General features: G+C 70.2%; 22 protein-coding genes. 3 read left to right on the forward strand and 19 right to left on the reverse strand.

All coding sequences use genetic code 11. The annotated features are described in order from the left end of the window. Positions 1-68 precede the first annotated feature (68 nt). Positions 69-329: a hypothetical protein gene (locus ACWC9T_RS23365; RefSeq protein ID WP_449822979.1), complete on the reverse strand. Its 261-nt coding sequence runs from the start codon at positions 327-329 to the stop codon at positions 69-71. 214 nt (positions 330-543) lie between these two features. Next, positions 544-762, reverse strand: a complete 219-nt coding sequence (locus ACWC9T_RS23370; protein WP_449822980.1) for a hypothetical protein — start codon at positions 760-762, stop codon at positions 544-546. 130 nt (positions 763-892) lie between these two features. On the opposite strand from ACWC9T_RS23370, the gene ACWC9T_RS23375 reads away from it, so the two are divergent. Next, positions 893-1093 carry a DUF397 domain-containing protein gene (locus ACWC9T_RS23375; RefSeq protein ID WP_449823004.1) on the forward strand — a complete coding sequence of 67 codons (201 nt, stop codon included), beginning with the start codon at positions 893-895 and terminating at the stop codon, positions 1091-1093. A gap of 45 nt (positions 1094-1138) precedes the next feature. Here the strand turns inward: ACWC9T_RS23375 and ACWC9T_RS23380 are convergent, their stop codons facing one another. The 16 genes from ACWC9T_RS23380 to ACWC9T_RS23455 form a co-directional block, all read right to left on the reverse strand. Next, complete coding sequence (locus tag ACWC9T_RS23380; RefSeq protein ID WP_449822981.1) at positions 1139-1648, reverse strand: hypothetical protein; 510 nt, start codon at positions 1646-1648, stop codon at positions 1139-1141. A 69-nt stretch (positions 1649-1717) separates the two neighbouring features. Continuing rightward, the gene (locus ACWC9T_RS23385; protein ID WP_449822982.1) at positions 1718-1849 is read right to left on the reverse strand and encodes a hypothetical protein; all 132 of its coding nucleotides are present in this window, start codon (positions 1847-1849) and stop codon (positions 1718-1720) included. 105 nt (positions 1850-1954) lie between these two features. Continuing rightward, a complete protein-coding gene (locus ACWC9T_RS23390) occupies positions 1955-2185 on the reverse strand; it encodes a hypothetical protein (RefSeq protein ID WP_449822983.1) in 231 nt (76 codons plus the stop codon). Positions 2186-2309: 124 nt separating this feature from the next. Next, positions 2310-2597: a hypothetical protein gene (locus tag ACWC9T_RS23395; RefSeq protein ID WP_449822984.1), complete on the reverse strand. Its 288-nt coding sequence runs from the start codon at positions 2595-2597 to the stop codon at positions 2310-2312. Positions 2598-2604: 7 nt separating this feature from the next. Further along, positions 2605-4056, reverse strand: a complete 1452-nt coding sequence (locus ACWC9T_RS23400; protein ID WP_449822985.1) for a WXG100-like domain-containing protein — start codon at positions 4054-4056, stop codon at positions 2605-2607. A gap of 30 nt (positions 4057-4086) precedes the next feature. Then, complete coding sequence (locus tag ACWC9T_RS23405) at positions 4087-4419, reverse strand: WXG100 family type VII secretion target (protein ID WP_449822986.1); 333 nt, start codon at positions 4417-4419, stop codon at positions 4087-4089. A gap of 95 nt (positions 4420-4514) precedes the next feature. Beyond that, the gene (locus ACWC9T_RS23410) at positions 4515-5102 is read right to left on the reverse strand and encodes a hypothetical protein (RefSeq protein ID WP_449822987.1); all 588 of its coding nucleotides are present in this window, start codon (positions 5100-5102) and stop codon (positions 4515-4517) included. A gap of 83 nt (positions 5103-5185) precedes the next feature. Continuing rightward, a complete protein-coding gene (locus ACWC9T_RS23415) occupies positions 5186-5860 on the reverse strand; it encodes a hypothetical protein (RefSeq protein WP_449822988.1) in 675 nt (224 codons plus the stop codon). Beyond that, positions 5857-7170 (reverse strand): WXG100 family type VII secretion target, encoded by a 1314-nt coding sequence (locus tag ACWC9T_RS23420; protein ID WP_449822989.1) that lies wholly within the window; start codon positions 7168-7170, stop codon positions 5857-5859. Before ACWC9T_RS23420 ends, ACWC9T_RS23415 begins: the two co-directional genes overlap by 4 nt. Next, positions 7167-7466, reverse strand: coding sequence for a WXG100 family type VII secretion target (locus ACWC9T_RS23425; protein WP_380612222.1), 300 nt, complete (start codon positions 7464-7466; stop codon positions 7167-7169). Before ACWC9T_RS23425 ends, ACWC9T_RS23420 begins: the two co-directional genes overlap by 4 nt. 248 nt (positions 7467-7714) lie before the next feature. Continuing rightward, positions 7715-8035, reverse strand: a complete 321-nt coding sequence (locus ACWC9T_RS23430) for a DMT family transporter (RefSeq protein WP_449822990.1) — start codon at positions 8033-8035, stop codon at positions 7715-7717. 7 nt (positions 8036-8042) lie between these two features. Further along, positions 8043-8723, reverse strand: coding sequence for an HAD family hydrolase (locus ACWC9T_RS23435; protein WP_449822991.1), 681 nt, complete (start codon positions 8721-8723; stop codon positions 8043-8045). A 92-nt stretch (positions 8724-8815) separates the two neighbouring features. Continuing rightward, a complete protein-coding gene (locus ACWC9T_RS23440) occupies positions 8816-9901 on the reverse strand; it encodes an ABC transporter ATP-binding protein (RefSeq protein ID WP_355672620.1) in 1086 nt (361 codons plus the stop codon). Between the two features lie 78 nt (positions 9902-9979). Continuing rightward, positions 9980-10789 carry an ABC transporter permease gene (locus ACWC9T_RS23445; protein ID WP_449823005.1) on the reverse strand — a complete coding sequence of 270 codons (810 nt, stop codon included), beginning with the start codon at positions 10787-10789 and terminating at the stop codon, positions 9980-9982. Next, a complete protein-coding gene (locus tag ACWC9T_RS23450) occupies positions 10789-11781 on the reverse strand; it encodes an ABC transporter permease (protein WP_449822992.1) in 993 nt (330 codons plus the stop codon). Before ACWC9T_RS23450 ends, ACWC9T_RS23445 begins: the two co-directional genes overlap by 1 nt. Before the next feature lie 6 nt (positions 11782-11787). Continuing rightward, on the reverse strand, positions 11788-12960 hold the full coding sequence (locus tag ACWC9T_RS23455; RefSeq protein WP_449822993.1) for an ABC transporter substrate-binding protein: 1173 nt from the start codon (positions 12958-12960) through the stop codon (positions 11788-11790). Positions 12961-13280: 320 nt separating this feature from the next. Between ACWC9T_RS23455 and ACWC9T_RS23460 the strand changes: the two genes are divergently transcribed. Continuing rightward, positions 13281-14066, forward strand: a complete 786-nt coding sequence (locus ACWC9T_RS23460; protein ID WP_449822994.1) for a GntR family transcriptional regulator — start codon at positions 13281-13283, stop codon at positions 14064-14066. A 34-nt stretch (positions 14067-14100) separates the two neighbouring features. On the opposite strand, the gene tmpA is transcribed toward ACWC9T_RS23460, so the two are convergent. Then, a complete protein-coding gene (tmpA, locus tag ACWC9T_RS23465) occupies positions 14101-15693 on the reverse strand; it encodes a 2-trimethylaminoethylphosphonate dioxygenase (RefSeq protein ID WP_449822995.1) in 1593 nt (530 codons plus the stop codon). Positions 15694-15873: 180 nt separating this feature from the next. Here tmpA and ACWC9T_RS23470 point away from each other — a divergent pair, with 180 nt between their 5' ends. Next, positions 15874-16512: a hypothetical protein gene (locus ACWC9T_RS23470; RefSeq protein ID WP_449822996.1), complete on the forward strand. Its 639-nt coding sequence runs from the start codon at positions 15874-15876 to the stop codon at positions 16510-16512. The last annotated feature ends 105 nt before the right edge of the window (positions 16513-16617 follow it).

The following is a 16617-nucleotide window of genomic DNA, read 5'->3' on the forward strand; positions in this document are numbered from 1 at the left end:
TTCCGTATGCGGTGAGGTGACGGTGGGCGGCTCCGGCTGAGCCAGAGCCGCCCGCGAACGACGAATCCTTAATCGGGCGGGATCGGGACTTCTTCGGCGTCGAGGAAGAGGTAGGCGTGGACCTTCGCGAGGTAGTCGTACATTTCCTCGTCGGTCTCGAAGTCGATCCAGGTGTTCAAGCAGAACTCGCCGCGCGTCATGCTCCGCTCGGTGAGCAACCGCTCGAAGCTCTCCCGCTGGGCGTCGTACGAACGGAAGCTGCGAATCGTGCGCCGGGTTTTGCGCAGGTAGTACGGGTCGGCCGTTTCGACGTTGAGGTACACCTGCATGAAGCCGGCCAGGTCGTGCCCTCGGGGTTCCTCAGCCGGGCGGGAACGGGAGTCCCTCGCGGTCGAGGGAGAGGAGGGTGTAACCCTGCTACGCGAGGTTCGCGTTCTCGCCATGCCATCCCCTGTATCTCCGTACGGCGGGGATGAAGGATACGCCCGTACCCTCTGTGGCGCGTCCCGCCGGAGTAGGAAGTCGGACCCGCCGACTTCCTGGTCATCGTCGTCGGCGTCGGACGGCGGCGCAGGCGGCGCGGGTCAGGAGGACAGTGCCGGTGCAGACGATCACGAGGAAGAGGAGGTTCGCCGCGCCGGGGTGATCCCGGCGGAGGGGGTGGACGGCGAGTTCGGCGAGGCCGGCGCTCGTGGGGACGGCGAGGGCGGCGCCGAGGAGGGCGAGGGCGGTGGGCCGGTGTACTCGGGGCGGGTGGTCCACTCGATGCCGCCGCGCAGAGGGCGGAGGTAGTAGCGGCCGCCGATGACGTCCATGAGGATGCCGGTGCCTCCGGTTCTGCGGTCGTGGAGCACGTCGCCGGGGCGGGGCGTGCTGGGGGTCGGCGTGTGTGATGCACCTGCACGACCAGACGGCGGGCTGGTTCAAGTCCAGTTACAGCAGCGAGCAGGGCGGCAACTGCGTGGAGGCGCTGCGGCTGACCCCGGGGATCGCAATCCGCGACTCGAAGGACAAGAGCGGCCCGAACCTCCGGTTCACCGCTGAGGCGTGGCAGAGCCTCGTCGCGGGCATCAAGGCCGGCGAGCTGGGTTAGTCCGGAGCGTGGGCGGCTCCGGTTCGGCCGGAGCCGCCCACTGCCTCAACGCACTTCCTCGTTGTCCAGGGCGTCCAGGGTGGCCGGGTCGAGGGCGGTCGCGGGCTCCGGGGAGAGGTGCTCGTGCCAGAGCTTGATCTGTATCCGGCGGAGGCCGAAGTCGAAGGCCCAGCTGTCGTCGTAGAGGACCTCTCCGCCTCGCTCGTACAGGAGGATGAGGGGCTCGAACGGGTCCGGAAGGTCCGGAAGTCGCACTCCCGGTGTGTCCCGCAGGGTCGCCCACCGGACGGCCGCGCGGCAGACGAACTCGGCTGAAACGCCGTCGACGTTCTCCTCGATGTACTTCTCAAGTTGCTCGGCCGTCGCGGGGGCCACCAGGACTTCCGGGGCCAGGGCCGCTGCGATGTCGAAGTAGGGCCATCGCGGTGGACCGCCCAGCACCTCGGCCCAGAGCGAGGCCCGGCGAAGGTACTCGACCATCAGCCGGGACCGGGAAGTCGAATGCGCGTTGCGGCCTTCCAAGTTGGTCCACTTGATGTTGATCAAGCGTTCCATCACTGTATCGGTGAGATTCATACTCGTTCCGAGGGCGAATGCGGCAGGCCGCCCTTGCGGGGAGGCCTGTCAGCCGTTGTCGGTCTGGGACTTGCTGCGGCCTGCCAGTGCGCGGAGTTCGGCCCAGGTCTTCTCGTCGAGGGCGTCGAGGGCGTCGTCGTCCGGCGGCAGGTGCATGCGCCAGTTGCCGCGCGGCACCATGGGGCATGCCGAAGTCGATGAAGCCGTTGGCGAACGAGAAGGCGGCACCGCCGCGCTCGCAGAGCCGGATCAACCGGATCAAGGGGTCGGGCAGTGGGCGAAGGTTCACCCCCCGGGGGTATCGCGCAGGGTCGCCCACTGGACGGCGGCCACTGCGCATTCGACGGCATACCGCGAGTTGGAAGCGTCGTCGGCGAAATCCTCGACATCCGCGACCAGCGCCGGGTCGGCCCGTACGGCTGGTGCCGCAATGGCCGCGAGATCGAAGAACAGCCACTCGTCGGTGTCCCCGTACGCGTCGAACCAGAGCGCGGCTCGACGGAAGTACTCCTCCATGAGTGCTGCGCGGGAGAAGCCGTTCTCGAAGGCCTAGCCGGGCGACTTCCAGCTGATGGCCTTGGGGTGGTTCGGAGGGGGCGGCTCCGCCGTGACCGGGAGCCGCCCATGAAGGGCTTAGGCCTCAATCGGGTGGGATCGGGACTTCCTCTGAGCCGAGGAGGAGGTACGCGTGAACCTTCTCCAGATACGCATACATCTCCTCGTCTGTCTCGAACTCGACCCAGGTGAGTTCGCAGTATTCACCTCGGGTGAGATCCCGCTCCGCGAAAAGTTGCGTGAACCATTTCTGCAGATCCTCGCCCCATACGGGGTTCGACCTGCTGATGGTTCTCTTCAAGCGCTCCATGTAGGAGTAGGCCATCTCGACGTTGAGATACTGCCGCATGAATCCGGCGAGTTCAGGCTCCATGATGTCCTTACGGGTGCTTTCCCGGTGCTGGGTTGGCGTATGAGGTGACCAGATGCCACTTTCCATCTGCATCGGCTTCGTAGAAGGTGGCGATTTCCCCGCCCTCGAAGTCGACCGGTAGGTAGCGGCTCGGATCTTGCGGATCCTTGTAGAAGCCGGTGAAGCGTTTGTGCCCCTCGGGGCCGAGGATATCTTCGATGGGGACCGGACTGTTGAGCGGGCGCCCGTTCTCCCTGATGTACTTCCGCATGTACTTGTCGACCGCGACCAGATCCGCCGGATCGTCGTACCGCGTCGCGTACGGGCCGCACTTGTGCACGCCACCGTGCTCGCCGTCCACCGTTGTGCCGGTCAGCGGGTCGATGTGGTCCTTCGACTTGACGTGGCCGGCGTTGTTCGAGGCCTGGGTGTAGATCTTGGGGGAGCCGTCGGGGTTGGTCATCGTGGTGCCCAGGCGGGTCTGGAGGGCGGCGTCGTTCGCTTTGACGTGGCGGCCGGGGGCATGGCCCTCGCCGCTGAGATCGGCGATGCGCTTGGCGGTGTCGACGCCCTTCCCGCTGGGGCCGGCTGCGGCGCCGACTGCGCCGAGGACGATGTCGAGGGGCATGACCGGGCCGGTCTGGAAAGTAGCGTCGTATCCCCAGGTGAGGCCGGCACCGGTGACCATGCGGCCGGGAATGGTGTCTGCGGCGCTGGCGACCTTTCCGGCGGCGGCGAGGGCGACGGAGGCGTTGTCGGAGACCTCGGCGGCCGTGGAGACGACGCGCCCGCCTGCGCCGAGGCCGCCGCCGGCGCCGCCCATGATGCCGCCGGTCTCGGCGGAGTCGAGGGCTTCCTTGGCGCTGTAGCCACCGTCGTCGAAGAGTTCGACACGGATGGGTTGGGCGACGGCGAGGTCGACGGTGATGGCCTCGACGGCGCCGAAGGCGGCGCCGACCAGGACGGTGGTGGCGATGGTGGCGATGGTCTCGGAGACGGCGATGCCGAGGCTGCCAGCGGTGGCGACGATGCTGGCGGCGGCGCCGGTGGCAATGCCCTCGGAGATGCCGGCAGTGAAGAAGGCGAGGGCGGTGCCGGCGACGAGGGTGGCGCCGACGATCGCAGCCTCCTCCTCCAGCTTCTTGATCGCCTTGTCGACCTCGTGGGCGAAGTCCCGCAGCGCCTTGGCGAGGGCGCGGCAGGCGTCGGCGGTCTCGGGCAGCCAGCCCTTGCCCTTGCCAGCGCTGTCCTTGCCGCCGTAGTACTGGCCCCAGAACTTGCCGAAGGCGTCGATGGCCGGGCCGTGGTTGTTAACGACGATGGCGGCAGCGGCCTGGTTGGTGGGCACGGTGACGTTGTCGATGGCGGTGGCCATCGCGTCCCAGGCGTCCGCGACCTTGCGCAGCTTGTCCGGGTCGGCGTCGGGCCACCACATGCCGGTGAGCTTCTGGACGGCCTTCGCGGCCGTGGACTCACCCATCCGCCGCCCCCGTTCGGGAGTGGGCGCCGGTCATGCCGACATGTCCTTCTTGACCGTGTTGTCGGTGCCGGTGTGGTTGTCGGCGTGGGCGTGCAGCCCCTCGTTGATGCTGTTGATGCCCTTGACCAGGACGTCGAGCCCGGAGAGCACGTGGTCGTGCGGGGTGTTGTAGGCCGCCGCGAACTCGTTGCCCTGCTTGTCGCTGCCCCAGGGGGCCCCGTCCTCGGCGAGGCTCTTCTTGAGCTTGTCGAGTGCATCCTTGAGCGCCTTGCTCTGGGTCTCGAAGGTCGGCGCGGCGTCCTTCAGGTCCCCCGGCCGGAGCTTGAACTCCGGGCCGCCGGCCTTCGCGGCGTCATCTGCCATGGCGTCATCCCCCGTACTTTTGTCGCGTCATTAGCAGCGAGGGGTGAGATGCCTGGTCAGAGGGTCAGGGTTGTGGACGGTTCGTGTGACGATGGTCACTTTGCGGATTCTGGGGGAGTCCTTGACGGACTGTTGGGAGGCGGTGGTCCGGGCTTGTGCCGAGGCCGGGCGAACCACAGCACGAGAATGTCGATGAGCGCCGAAAGCCCGATGGCGGACCACAGAGCGGCGGTGGAGTCGGCCTCGCCAGGGAGCTTGGGTGCGACCCGGCCTGCCGGGTCCATTCGGACGGTGACCGTGTCCCCGGGCTTGAAGCGGTGGGAAGGCTGTTCCAGCGGCCCGCCCGGTATGAAGCCCGTGCCCCCGGAGGTGAGGGTGTACGTCCATGTTGTCGAGCCGTGGGACGACTTCTCGACGTCCTCGGACACGACCACGGCGTTCACGCTCCGGCCCGAGCCGAGGATCAGGTTCTGCCAGGCGACGATCCCCGCCAGGTAGGCGAAGAGGCCGATGATGGTCACGAGCGCTCCCAGGCCGCTGGAGTCCTTCGCCAACCGGGGATTGCCGTCGGAATCGTCGAGCATGACGAGTCCGCCGATCATCACCACCGGGTAGAGGAACCCCAGGCAGACGGCGAGGACCGTGCCGACGTACACGTCCGCGGCGGTGATGCCGATGAGCATGCCGGTGGAGACGGCACAGAGAGCGAGCGCGCGACAGAGGCGACGGCGGCCGGCGCGCCTCCGTTCCCCGGACCGGGCGACCGTCATCCGAAGGCCTTCCGGATGTTGTCCCACTGCTCGGGCGGCAGGTCGTCCAGTGCTTCGTTGCGGGGCGGGTAGAAGGAGATGCCGCTGATTGCCGCGCCGATCACCGGTAGCCAGTCCTCCCAGTGGTCGACGTCCTGGGTGGTGAAGACGGCCGCGAGCACATGGGGGCTCCACGGGTGGGGGATCAGCACTTCGAGCTGACGGACGGTGATGGCGCCCGAGCCCGGCAGGCCGTAGACGGCTCCTGAGACGGGGACGGTCAGGTCGCGGGCGACGACGGTGGTACGGCCGGGGGTGAAGTCGAGGACGGCGACGTCGGCGTCCGGCCAGGCGGTGGTGAGTTGTTCGGCGACGCGCTGGGGGTACGTGCCCCGGGGCTCCAAGTCCTCCTGACGGAGGAAGAGGCTGAGAATGCCCTGGGCGATGGTGCCGTCCTCGGTCGGGACCAGACAGTTGGAGATGTGGACCGCGCCCTCGCGTAGCTGTGCCTGGAGGGCGGTCTCGGCGGCGATGGTGATGCTGAGCTTCCGCTCCGGGCTCACGTCCGTGAGCGCGTCGAGCCCGTCCACGATGCGGGCCATCCGGTCGCCCGGGTCCTCCGCCAGATCGATGGCGGTGAATCCATCGGGCAGGGACAGCCAGAACGACGGGGTTTCGGTGTCGGCGGTCACTGGCCCGCTCCCCACACGGCGGTCGCGACCGCGCTGCCCGCGCCGAGTAGGCCGGGCACGATCCGGCTCTTGCCGCTGCCGCCGATGACGCCACCAGCGCCGTTGATCACGTTGCCGCCGCCGGTGGTGTAGTTCACCGCCGCGGTCAGCCCCGGACCGGCGTTGTCCTGGGTGAGGCTGTACGCGGTGGGCGCGGTGAGCGCTGCGGTGCCGGCGGCTTGTACACCGTCGGAGATGTTCATGGCGGTGGCCTTCGAGAGTCCGAGTTTGACGGCGGGCTTCTCGATCGCGGTGGTGAAGATCGGGCTGGCCGGGTCGATCGCCCTGGCGGCGGTGCGGACTTCGGCGGCCCCGACGCCCACCGAGGCCCTGACGCCGGTGCCCGCGGCTCGGGCGGTCTTGAACGCGGTGAACCCGCCCTTGAGGACGGCCCCGCCGGGAAGCGCGCCGAGGAGGTCTCCGGCCACGGTCAGGTCGTTGCCGAGGTTCGCCATGCTGGTGGGCAGCAGCCCGCTGATGCCGTACTGCCGCGCGTGGGCGCCCGCAGCCGCGACGCTCAGCAGGATCGCCGGCAGCGCGAAGGCGGGGAAGAAGATCGCGGCGATTCCGCAGGCCGCGGAGGCCACCGTCAGCAGGTCCGCGCCGTGGTTCTTCAGCCAGTTGCCGACCTTGCTGAGCCAGCCCGGCTCCGGCGGGGCCTTGCTGTCGGCGGCCTTGCGGATGGCGGTGGCGGTCTTGCGGGCGTCGGACTTGTGGCCCTCGGCGAGTTCGTGGGCCTGGCTCTGCAGGCCGGTGAGGGTCGAGGTGGCGCTGTTGACCAGCTTGGTGGCCTGGTCGAGGTGGTTCTTGGCGGTGTTGTAGCGCTGTTCGGCGGCGGCGAGGGAGGCGTCGTCGGGGAAGCTCTTGCCGGCCAGCGCGAGGTCGGGGGCGGCGGCCGCGGTGCGGTGGGCCTGTTCGGCCTGCTCCTTGCTCTGCTTGGCGGCGATCGCGGCGCGGGCCAACTCGGCGGCCTTGGGCTGGTGTTCGTTCAGCGTCTGGTACCAGGTGTCGAGGGCCTGGTAGGCGGCGGTGATCGAGTCGGCGGCGTCCTGCAGGTAGCCGGGGAGCTTGCCGAACTGGGCGGCGAAGGCCTTGGCGGCGTCGCCGGTCCACTGGCCCTGGTTGTCGGAGATCTGGGAGAGCGTGGTGTGGACGCCGGTCAGGTGCTGGGAGACCCGGCGCAGGCTGCCGCTGAGGCCGGCCACGGCGGCGGGGTCGCCGGGGGTGGGGTTGAAGCCGAGGCCGGACCAGTCGGGCTTGGGATCGGTCACGACTGCCCCGCCGCCGGGGTGAGGGCCTTGGTGATGCTCTTCTCGGTGCCGTCGTAGGACTGCGCGACCTTGTCCAGACCGTCGTCGAGGACCTTGACGCACTCGCGGACCTTCTTGAGGCCGTACTCCCACTTCTCCTGGAAGTGCTTGCCGGCGTCCTCCAGGAAGTCGAAGCCGAGCCCGTCGCGGCTCGCCTCCTTGAGTGCTTTCAGCCCCTGGTCGAGTTCGTCGCCGCAGCCCTTGAGATCCTTGGCGAGCTTGGCCAGGAACTCGGGACTGACCGTGAAATCGGCCATTTTCTCCCCCGATGCGTCAGTTGTCGGACCGGCCGAGCATAACCCCGGTCGGTGTGTGGGTGATCCGTGGTGCCGGTTTCCACCCGTACGTGCACGGGATCCTTACCGGAGGAGGCGCGCGGTGAACGAAGCGGTAGTGGTGGGGCCTTGGGTTCGTCATAGGGGACACGGTAGCGAACGGGCCGGAGCGGGAGGTCGGTGCACCCGACGTCCCACCCCGGCCCTACGGTGGATCAATTGACGGACCGTCAGTGGCTGCCCTTGAGGTTGAGCACGACCACCCCGACGATCACCAGCGCGAGCCCCAGCCACTGCAGCCTGCCCAGCGACTCGCCGAAGGCGACCACGCCTATCCCGGCGACCGCCGCCGTCCCGGCGCCCGACCAGACCGCGTACGCGACCGAGACCGGGATGTGCTTGAGGGCGCGGCCGAGCAGGAAGAAGGAGAGCGCGTAGCCGATCCCGACCCCGATGCTGGGCCAGAGGCGGGTGAACCCCTCGGTGAGTTTGAGGCAGCTGGTGGCGCAGACCTCGCTGGCGATGGCGAGGGCGAGCAGGAGGTAGGACATGTCGCTGTCAAACCGCCGGCGCGGCGCAGAGCTTCCCGAGCAGCGCGAGATCAACCTGTTCCAGGCTGGTCAGCAGGGTGATGCGGTCGCCGGCCGGCATCGGGACGGCGGTGGACGGCACGGCGAGCACGACGCAGCCGGCGGCCGTGGCGGAGGCGACGCCGGTCGGGGTGTCCTCGACGGCGACGCAGGCGGCCGGGTCCAGGCCGAGCCGCTGGGCGGCGGCCAGGTACGGGTCGGGCGCGGGCTTGGTGCGGGCGGTGTCCTCAGCGGCCAGGGTGACCTCGAACCAGTCGCGGCCGATCGCCGAGAGCACGAGCTCGACCACCCGGCGCGGGGAGGCGGAGACCAGCGCGGTGGGCACCCGGGCCTCGCGCAGCGCGGCCAGCAGGGCGAGCGCACCGGGGCGCGGCACCGTCTCGGCGGCGACCTTGACGGCGAAGGACTCGCCCAGCCGGGCGGCGAGTTCGGCCTCGCTGAGGGTGGTGCCGCTGACCTCGTGCAGGTGGGCGGCGGTGTGCTCGACGGCCTGGCCGAGCACCTCGGGGGCGTCCTGGTCGGTGAGCGGGCGGTTCAGCTCCTCGGCGAGCTCGGCGGCGGCCTGCCACCAGAGTTGCTCGGTGTCGACCAAGGTTCCGTCCATGTCAAAGAGGACGGCGGAGGGGAGTTCGGATGCGGAATCAGGCATGGCGGTACCTTCGGTGGTTCTTCAGGCGGTGCAGGGGCGGTAGGGGACCCTCGGCGGCGGGACTCCGCAGGGGATTCTCCCGCAGCGGGAGCTCAGGCGGTGCGGCGGTCCACCAGCACCGGGCGCTCCGGCAGCGTGAGGTCGGCGCGCGAGCCGGCCGGCAGGGCGGCGGCGGCCTCGGTGGGCAGGTCGGCCTTGACCTCGGTGCCGTCGTCCAGGCGGACGGTGAGCCGGGTGACGGCGCCCAGGAAGGACGCGGTGATCACCAGTGCCGGGCCGTTCTCGGACGGGGTGAGGGTGACGTTCTCCGGGCGGACCAGCACCTGCAGGTCGCCGTCGGCCGGGATCCCGCCGTCCACCGCGTGGCGGCGGCCGAGCACCTCGACGCCGTCCGAGGTGCGGGTGCACGGGATGCGGCTCATGGTGCCGACGAACTCGGCGACGAAGGCGGTGGCCGGTCGGCCGTACAGCTCCGACGGGGTGGCGCACTGCTCCAGCTTGCCGGCGCGCAGCACCGCGACCCGGTCGGCCATCGACAGGGCCTCCTCCTGGTCGTGGGTGACGAACAGGGTGGTGATGCCCAACTCCTGCTGCAGGCGCCGGATCTCCTCGCGCAGCTGGAGGCGGACCTTGGCGTCCAGCGCGGACAGCGGCTCGTCCAGCAGCAGCACGCGCGGCTGCAGGGCGAGCGCGCGGGCGAGCGCGATGCGCTGCTGCTGCCCGCCGGACATCTGGTGCGGGTAGTGCCCGGCGCGGTGCGGCAGGCCGACCAGCTCCAGCAACTCCTCGGCGCGCTTGCGGCGTTCGGCCTTGCCGGTGCCGCGCATCCGCAGGCCGAAGGCGATGTTGTCCAGCGCGGTCAGGTGCGGGAAGAGGCTGTAGGACTGGAACACCATGCCCGCGTCGCGCTTGTGCGCCGGGATCGAGGTGATGTCCTGGCCGTCGACCAGGACCTCGCCCGAGTCGTGCTGCTCGAAGCCGGCCAGGATGCGCAGCGCGGTGGTCTTGCCGCAGCCGGACGGGCCGAGCAGGGCGACCAGCTCACCGGGGTGGACGGTCAGGTCGAGGCCGTCGAGGGCGGTGGTGGCACCGAAGGCGCGGCGCAGCGAGCGGAACTCGACGGTGGCGCTGCCGGGGGCGAGCGCGACGCCGGTGACGGGGGCGGTGGCCGTGGTCATGGCTGGTGACTCCTGGAGGACAAATGGGGGTTGGATCAGGACCGCAGCGGTCGGACGGTGGCTGTCGGACCGCAGCGGTCAGGACCGGGCGGCCTTGCGGCCCCGGCCGACCGCGGACATCAGCAGCAGGACGACCCAGACGATCAGCAGGCTGAGCATCGAGACCGCGACGGACATCTGGCCGTCGCTCTTGCCGTTGGAGTTGATCCACACCGAGAAGGGGGCGAAGCCGAGGATCGAGGCGGTGGTGAACTCGCCGAGCACCAGGGCGACGGTGAGCACGGCGGCGTTCAGCAGCGAGCTGCGCAGGTTGGGCAGGACGACGGTGAACACCGCGCGCAGCCAGCCGGCCCCGCAGTTGCGGGCGGCCTCGACCAGGGTGACCACGTCCACGCCGCGCAGGCCGGCGTCGATCGCCCGGTAGGCGAACGGCAGCGCCATCAGCACGTACGCGATGACCAGGACGATCGGGAACTTCGGGTCCTGGATGGCCACGATGGTCTGGAAGAACGGGGTGTCCTGCAGGTAGTCCGGGCCCCAGCGCAGCACGCCGATGATGCCGGTGGTGAGCGCGACGACCGGGACGACCAGCGGCATCGAGCACATCACCTCGATCACCGGGCCCAGCTTGGGTGCGCCGAGCCGGGCGGCGAGCACCGCCGGGACGAGCAGGAGCAGCAGCACCGCGACGGTGACGGCGGCCAGTTCGAGGCTGAGCACCAGGCTGTCGGTGAAGCCCGGGGCGTTCAGCAGCTCGGTGTAGGCACGGAAGGTGGTGCCGCCCTTGTTGTCGTCGACGCTGAACCACAGCGAGGCGGCCATCGGCACCGCGAAGTAGACCCCGCAGATCAGCAGGACCAGGCCGCGGCCGAAACGGATGCGATTGATCAGGCGAGCCACTTGGCACTCCGGCGCTGAAGGGGCAGGTACAGGGCCATCACCAGGCAGGCGACCACGATCATGTCGAGGCCGAGGGCGAGGGCGAGGTTGCCCTGGCCGACCAGGACGTTGCCGGACAGCGCGTCGCCGATCTGCATCGAGATCAGCGGCACGGAACTGCCCACCATGGCCTCGGCGGTGGCGTACGCGGCGAAGGAGGCACCGAACAGCAGCACGAAGCCGCCGAGCAGCGAGGGCAGCAGGACGGGCAGTGCCACGTGCCGCCAGTACTGCAGCGAGGTGGCGCCGTTGTTGTACGCGGCCTCGCGCCACTGGGCCTTGAGGCCCTCCAGGGCCGGGGTGATGGTGATGACCATCAGCGGGACCAGGAAGTAGAGGTAGACCACCGAGAGGCCGGAGAAGGTGTAGAGGTTCCAGCCGTGCTTGGTCAGGCCGAGCTTCTTGGTGACCTCACCGGAGTTGCCGAGGGTGGCGACGAACATGAAGGCCAGCGGGACGCCGCCGAAGTTGGCGAGCACGCCGGAGGCGGACATCACGGCCTCGCGGAAGGCCCGGAACCGGGAGGTCGCCACGGCCTGGGCCAGCGGCAGACCGACCACGGTGGCGATCAGCGCGGTCAGCAGGGAGAGCTTCACGCTGCCCCACAGGGCCGTCCAGTACGCGCCCTGGAGGGAGCCGGTGAGGTTGTCGGTGGTGAAGGTGCCGCCGCCGTCGGGCGCGTCCGAGGAGGTGGTGAACGCGCCGATGGCGATCGCGACGGCCGGCAGGCCGAAGCCGATCACGAAGAAGAGCAGCAGGGGGAGGGCGGCGAGCCAGGCGCGGCTGCCGCCGGCCCGGCGCTTGGCCGGGCGGGGGGCCCGGGCGGACGCCGCGGTGGCGGCGGCCGGGGCCGGGGTGGGGGAGGCGGTTCCGGCGGCGTTGCCTCCGCCGCTGTGGGCGGCGGAGGCGGTGGCCGGCACCGGGGTGGGAGCCGTGGTCATCTCAGGTCAGCCCGCGATCGCCTTGGCCCAGTTCTCGGTCACGACCTTCTTGGCCGCGTCCGTCTGGTCCTGGGTCGGGAAGGTGGTGAAGGGCTTCTCGACGTTCGGGAGCTTGGCGGCGGCGGCAGCGTCCAGGGTGCCGGCGGCCTTCATCGAGTCGAACAGGGCGGGAGTGGCGTAGCCGCCGAGGAAGCCGTTCTGGCCCTGGGCGCTGTAGAGGTACTCCTCCCACAGGCGCGCGGCGGCCGGGTGCGGGGCGTCCTTGTTGATCGCCTGGTTGTAGTACTGGGCGTAGGAGCCGTCCGAGGGGATGGCCACCTGCCAGTCGATGCCCTTGTCCTTGAACTTGTCGCTGTAGCCGGCGTTCAGGTACGACCAGTCGATGCTGATCGGGGTCTCGCCCTTCTCGATGGTCGCCGGCGTGACCTCGACCGGGTTGAAGTTGCCGGCCTGCTTGACCTTGCCGAAGAAGTCGATGCCGGGCTGGATGTTGTCCAGCGAGCCGCCGTTGGCGAGCGCGGCCGCGTAGACGGCGCCGAAGGCGGCACCGGCCTTGGTCGGGTTGCCGTTCAGGGCGACCATGCCCTTGTAGTCGGGCTTGAGCAGGTCGGCGAAGGTCTTCGGGCAGACGGACACCTTCTTGGCGTCGCAGCCGATCGACATGTAGCCGCCGTAGTCGTTGTAGCTCAGACCGCTGGCGTCCTTCATGGTGGCCGGGATCTTGTCGAAGTCGGTCACCTTGTAGGGGGCCAGCAGGCCCTGCTTGCCGGCGCTGATCGCGAAGGCGGAGCCCAGGTCGACGACGTCGGGGGCGCGGTCCTGGCCCTTGCGGGAGGTGATCGCGTTGATCTCGTCCTGGCTGGAGCCGTCCGGGTTCTCGTCCTCGATGTCGATGCCGTACTTGGCCTTGAAGTCGTCCATCAGCTTGCCGTAGTTCGCCCAGTCGCGCGGCAGCGTGATGACGTGCAGCTTGCCCTCCTTCTTGGCGGCGGCGACCAGGGCGTCCATGCCGCCGAAGTCGGCGACCGACGTGGCGGCCTTGGCGCTCTTGCCGCCCGAGAGGTCGTTGCTGCCGGCCTTGGCGGAGGAGGAGCCGGCAGAACCGCAGGCGGTGAGGGACAGCGCGGCGGCGGTCAGGACGGCCGCGAAGGCGGCGGTGCGGGCGGGGTGCACGGACACGGGTCAGTCTCCTGAGAAGGGGGAACTGCAAGCGGGTGTCTTGATCGGGGGGATCGAGCGAGTGGCGGTTCGGAGCCGTCCGAGGTGAGTTCGGAGCCGTCCGAGTTGACTAGCCAACTTCGCTGACGGAAGTAAGTACGCCGGAGTTCGGTGACACGGAGGTGAACAGCAGGCCCAGAACCGGGGTCGGCTGCGGGAACGGTGAAATCAGGCCATCGGCGCCTGATCCATTCGGTGCGATGCTTCAAACGAACAGCGGGATATGGTCGGGCTGTCCGCGCCGGCACGGCTGCGCAGCACAACGCCCCATGGAGGGATCGATGACGGACGTGGCGGCAGAGCCCGAGCGCCAGACCGAGCGGGCCGGCGCCCTGTACCGCAAGGTGGCCGCCGACCTGCGCGAGGCCATCACCACCGGCGCGTTCGGCGAGGCGGGCCGGCTGCCCGCCGAGGGCGCGCTGGCCGAGCAGTACGGGGTCTCCCGCGGCACCGTCCGCCAGGCGCTCGCCGTGCTGCGCTCGGACGGGCTGGTCACCTCCCGCCGCGGCACCCGGCGGGTGGTGCTCGGGGGCGCCCGGGTGCAGAGCTTCTCCGAACTGCTCAGCTTCACGCACTGGGCGTACTCGATGGGCGAGGAGCCCGGCGGCATCCTGGACTCCCTGGTACGCCGCCCGGCCGACGCCGCCGAGCGCGAGCAACTGCGCCTGGAACCGGGCGCCGAGGTGTACGTGACGGTCCGGTTGCGCACGCTCTCCGGCACGCCGGTGATGGTCGAGCGCACCATCTACCCGCCGCGGGTCGGCGAGATCGTCGCCGAGCTGCCGCCGGACGTGGTCTCGCACACCGAGGTGCTGCGCGAGCACGGCATCCTGTTCACCGACGCCGACCACACCATCGACGTCGTCGCGGCCAACGCGGAGGACGCCCGGCTGCTCGGCTGCCGCCGGGGCGGCCCGCTGCTGCGCGAGCGGCGGCGGACGACGGACCCGACCGGGACGCCGGTGGAGTGGTCCCAGGACCGCTACCTGCCCGGGACGGTGGCCTTCAGCGTGCACAACTCGCTGGCCACGTCGGCGCTTTCGCGGCACGCCCGGGAGATGGACTGAGGCCCCGTTCCCGGGCGTGCTTCGCGTACTGGCGCTAGCGCATGAGTGCGGCGAGCAGCGGGCGGTAGTGCTCGAAGTCCGGCGCCTCCGCGCCGGGCTCCTTCGCCTGCTCGTCCCAGCGGCGCACGGCCACCGCGTCGACGGCGCCCGGGAGTTCGGCGAAGGCGGCGGCCTCGCGCTCGTCCATCGGGCCGCCCTGCACCTTCAGGGTGTACTCGGAGGCCTCGGAGAGCCGGGCCCGGTAGTCGGGCTCGACCGCGCACAGGTAGCGCTTGGCCGCCACGTGCAGTCGGACCGGCTCGGTGACCTCCGGGCCGAACCAGCGGGCCAGCCAGTCGGCGCCGGTGTCGCTGTGCCGGTTGTCCTGCCCGCGCATCAGGCCCCGTCCGTGCAGGGCGCCCCGGCCGTGCTCGTCGAAGAAGTGACCCACGTCGTGCAGCAGCGCGGCGGCGACCAGGTGGTCCGGCGCCCCGGCCGCCTCGGCCGCGGCGGCGGCCTGCAGCATGTGCTCGGCCATGGTGACGGCCTCGCCCAGGTACTCCCCGGCGCCCTCGCCCGCGAACAGCTCGGCGATCCCGTCCAGGGCGGCGGTGCGGCGGTGCAGCACGGCGAGGGTGCTCGACAGCGAGTCGAGGTCGGCGTAGCAGCCCTGGAGGTGGCGCCGGCCGTCCTGCTGGAAGGCCGTACGGGCATGCAGGAGGCGGGTGTTGTCGAAGATGAGGCAGTCGCCGGGGCCGAGCCGGAAGGTGAGCTGGAGCTCGGGGCGCAGGGTGATCGCGGCGAAGCGGCGGTAGGCGGCGTAGAAGGCCTCCGGATTGTTCCCTCGTAGGGTGCCGATCGACCGGTTGTTGAACCTGACCTCGCGGATCCGTTCCAGCGGGTCCACGTCGATCAGCGGGCGGTCGGCGCGCAGTTCGGTGCGGCGGTCGCGGAAGACGAAGGGGACGGGCGTGCGGGTGAGCGCCGCGAAGTCCTCGGGGGCCTCCTCGCGCAGCACGGCCGCCGCCTTGAAGCCGTCGACCAGGCCGGAGTCGCCGCCGGTCGCCGAGTTCTCCAGGCAGTGCAGCAGCTGGAGGGTGGGCACCGGGTCCCGGTACGGGTTGTCGGTGTGCGGGGCGATGGCCTTGTCCGTGAACGCGAGGTTGTTCGGGTCCGGCTCGACCCGGACGTCGAACAGCTCGCCGTAGTTGGTGACCCGGACGTAGCCGAAGCTCTCGGCCACCCGGAGCACCTGCTGCTCCACGGTCGGCACCCCGCGCAGCACGGCGAAGCCGCTGCGCCGGACTGCGGCCAGCACCGCGGCCTGCTCGGCGGGGTCGGTCAGGTACACCGCCCAGTCGGCCTCGGGGATGCCGCGCGCGAAGTCGGCGGCCGCCCACAGCCGCTTGCCCTGCTCGGTGCGCCCGTCGCCGTCGGCTTCCTCGTGCAGCCAGACGAGCGGGTAGCGGGAGCGGTGCCCGTCCGACCAGAGCACCTCCAGGTTCCCGTCGAGCTCCTTGCTCGCCGCGATGGTGAGGTCCGGCGGCAGGTCGTTGATCTGGAACAGCTTCTGCCCGTTGCGCGGGTCCCGGCACTCGCCGCACGGGCAGTTGTCGCGCAGCCAGTACGGTGGTGGTTGCTCGGTCATGGGTCTCCTCCTCGGCGTTCAGCCAGGGTGGAGTTGTATAGCCAACTTCACCCGCTGGGCCGGAGCCTGCCGGTCCCCGGTGAGTTCCGCGTGCCGGTCGGATGAACGTCCGGGGAACTGTCCGTCGAGACCGCCGTCAAATCCCTTGCGTCCGCAGCCCTGACCTGCTCGGATATGCCGGTGCTCGATCAAGATCAAACCCCGGCCGACGACGTCCTTGTCGACATGACCCCCGTCGCCCCGATCCCGACCCTGCCCCCGCCGCCGGGCTCGCGCCGTCGGCTCTGGCTAACCCTGGCCGCCTGCGGGGTCGCCGCAGTCATCGCCCTCGGGGTCGCCGTCGCCCACGACACGGCCGACTTCGGTGCGTACCACTACAGCCCGCCGAAGGAGTTCCTGGGGCTTCCGACCGTCCCCGCAGAGCGGATCCCCAAGGCGTCGCCGCTCCCTGCTGGTACGAAGGTCAGCGGCTACCAGACCGAGGACAGGTCGCGCTCCGTCATCCTCACCGTTCGCGAGCTGCCCATCATCTCGCCTTCGGCCATGATCGACTCCGTGGTCACCCAAGCGACCACCCCCTGGCACGTCGAGGGCCTGCGCACCGTCGAACCGGGCGAACGCGGCGGCGTCATGAAGTGCGGCCACATCACCGACATGATGAAGAAGGCCGGGAAGCCCCAGGACATGGCCTTCTGCGTCTGGGTCGACGGCAGCATGTGGGCCGTCTACGCGGAGCACGGCGACGACATCACGCTCGACACGGACGACCTGGCCAACGACGCGCGCAAGTTCCGCACGCTCGCCGAGGTGCCCGCCTGACTCGGTTGCCCCGTCGCGCGGCCCCGCGTCCGATCTGCCGCTGGTCGAGCTGACCCAGCACCAGATCGAGCGTCTGGAGACCGACCTGCCGGACCTGTCCGACGT

This window comes from Kitasatospora sp. NPDC001159 (assembly GCF_053598235.1).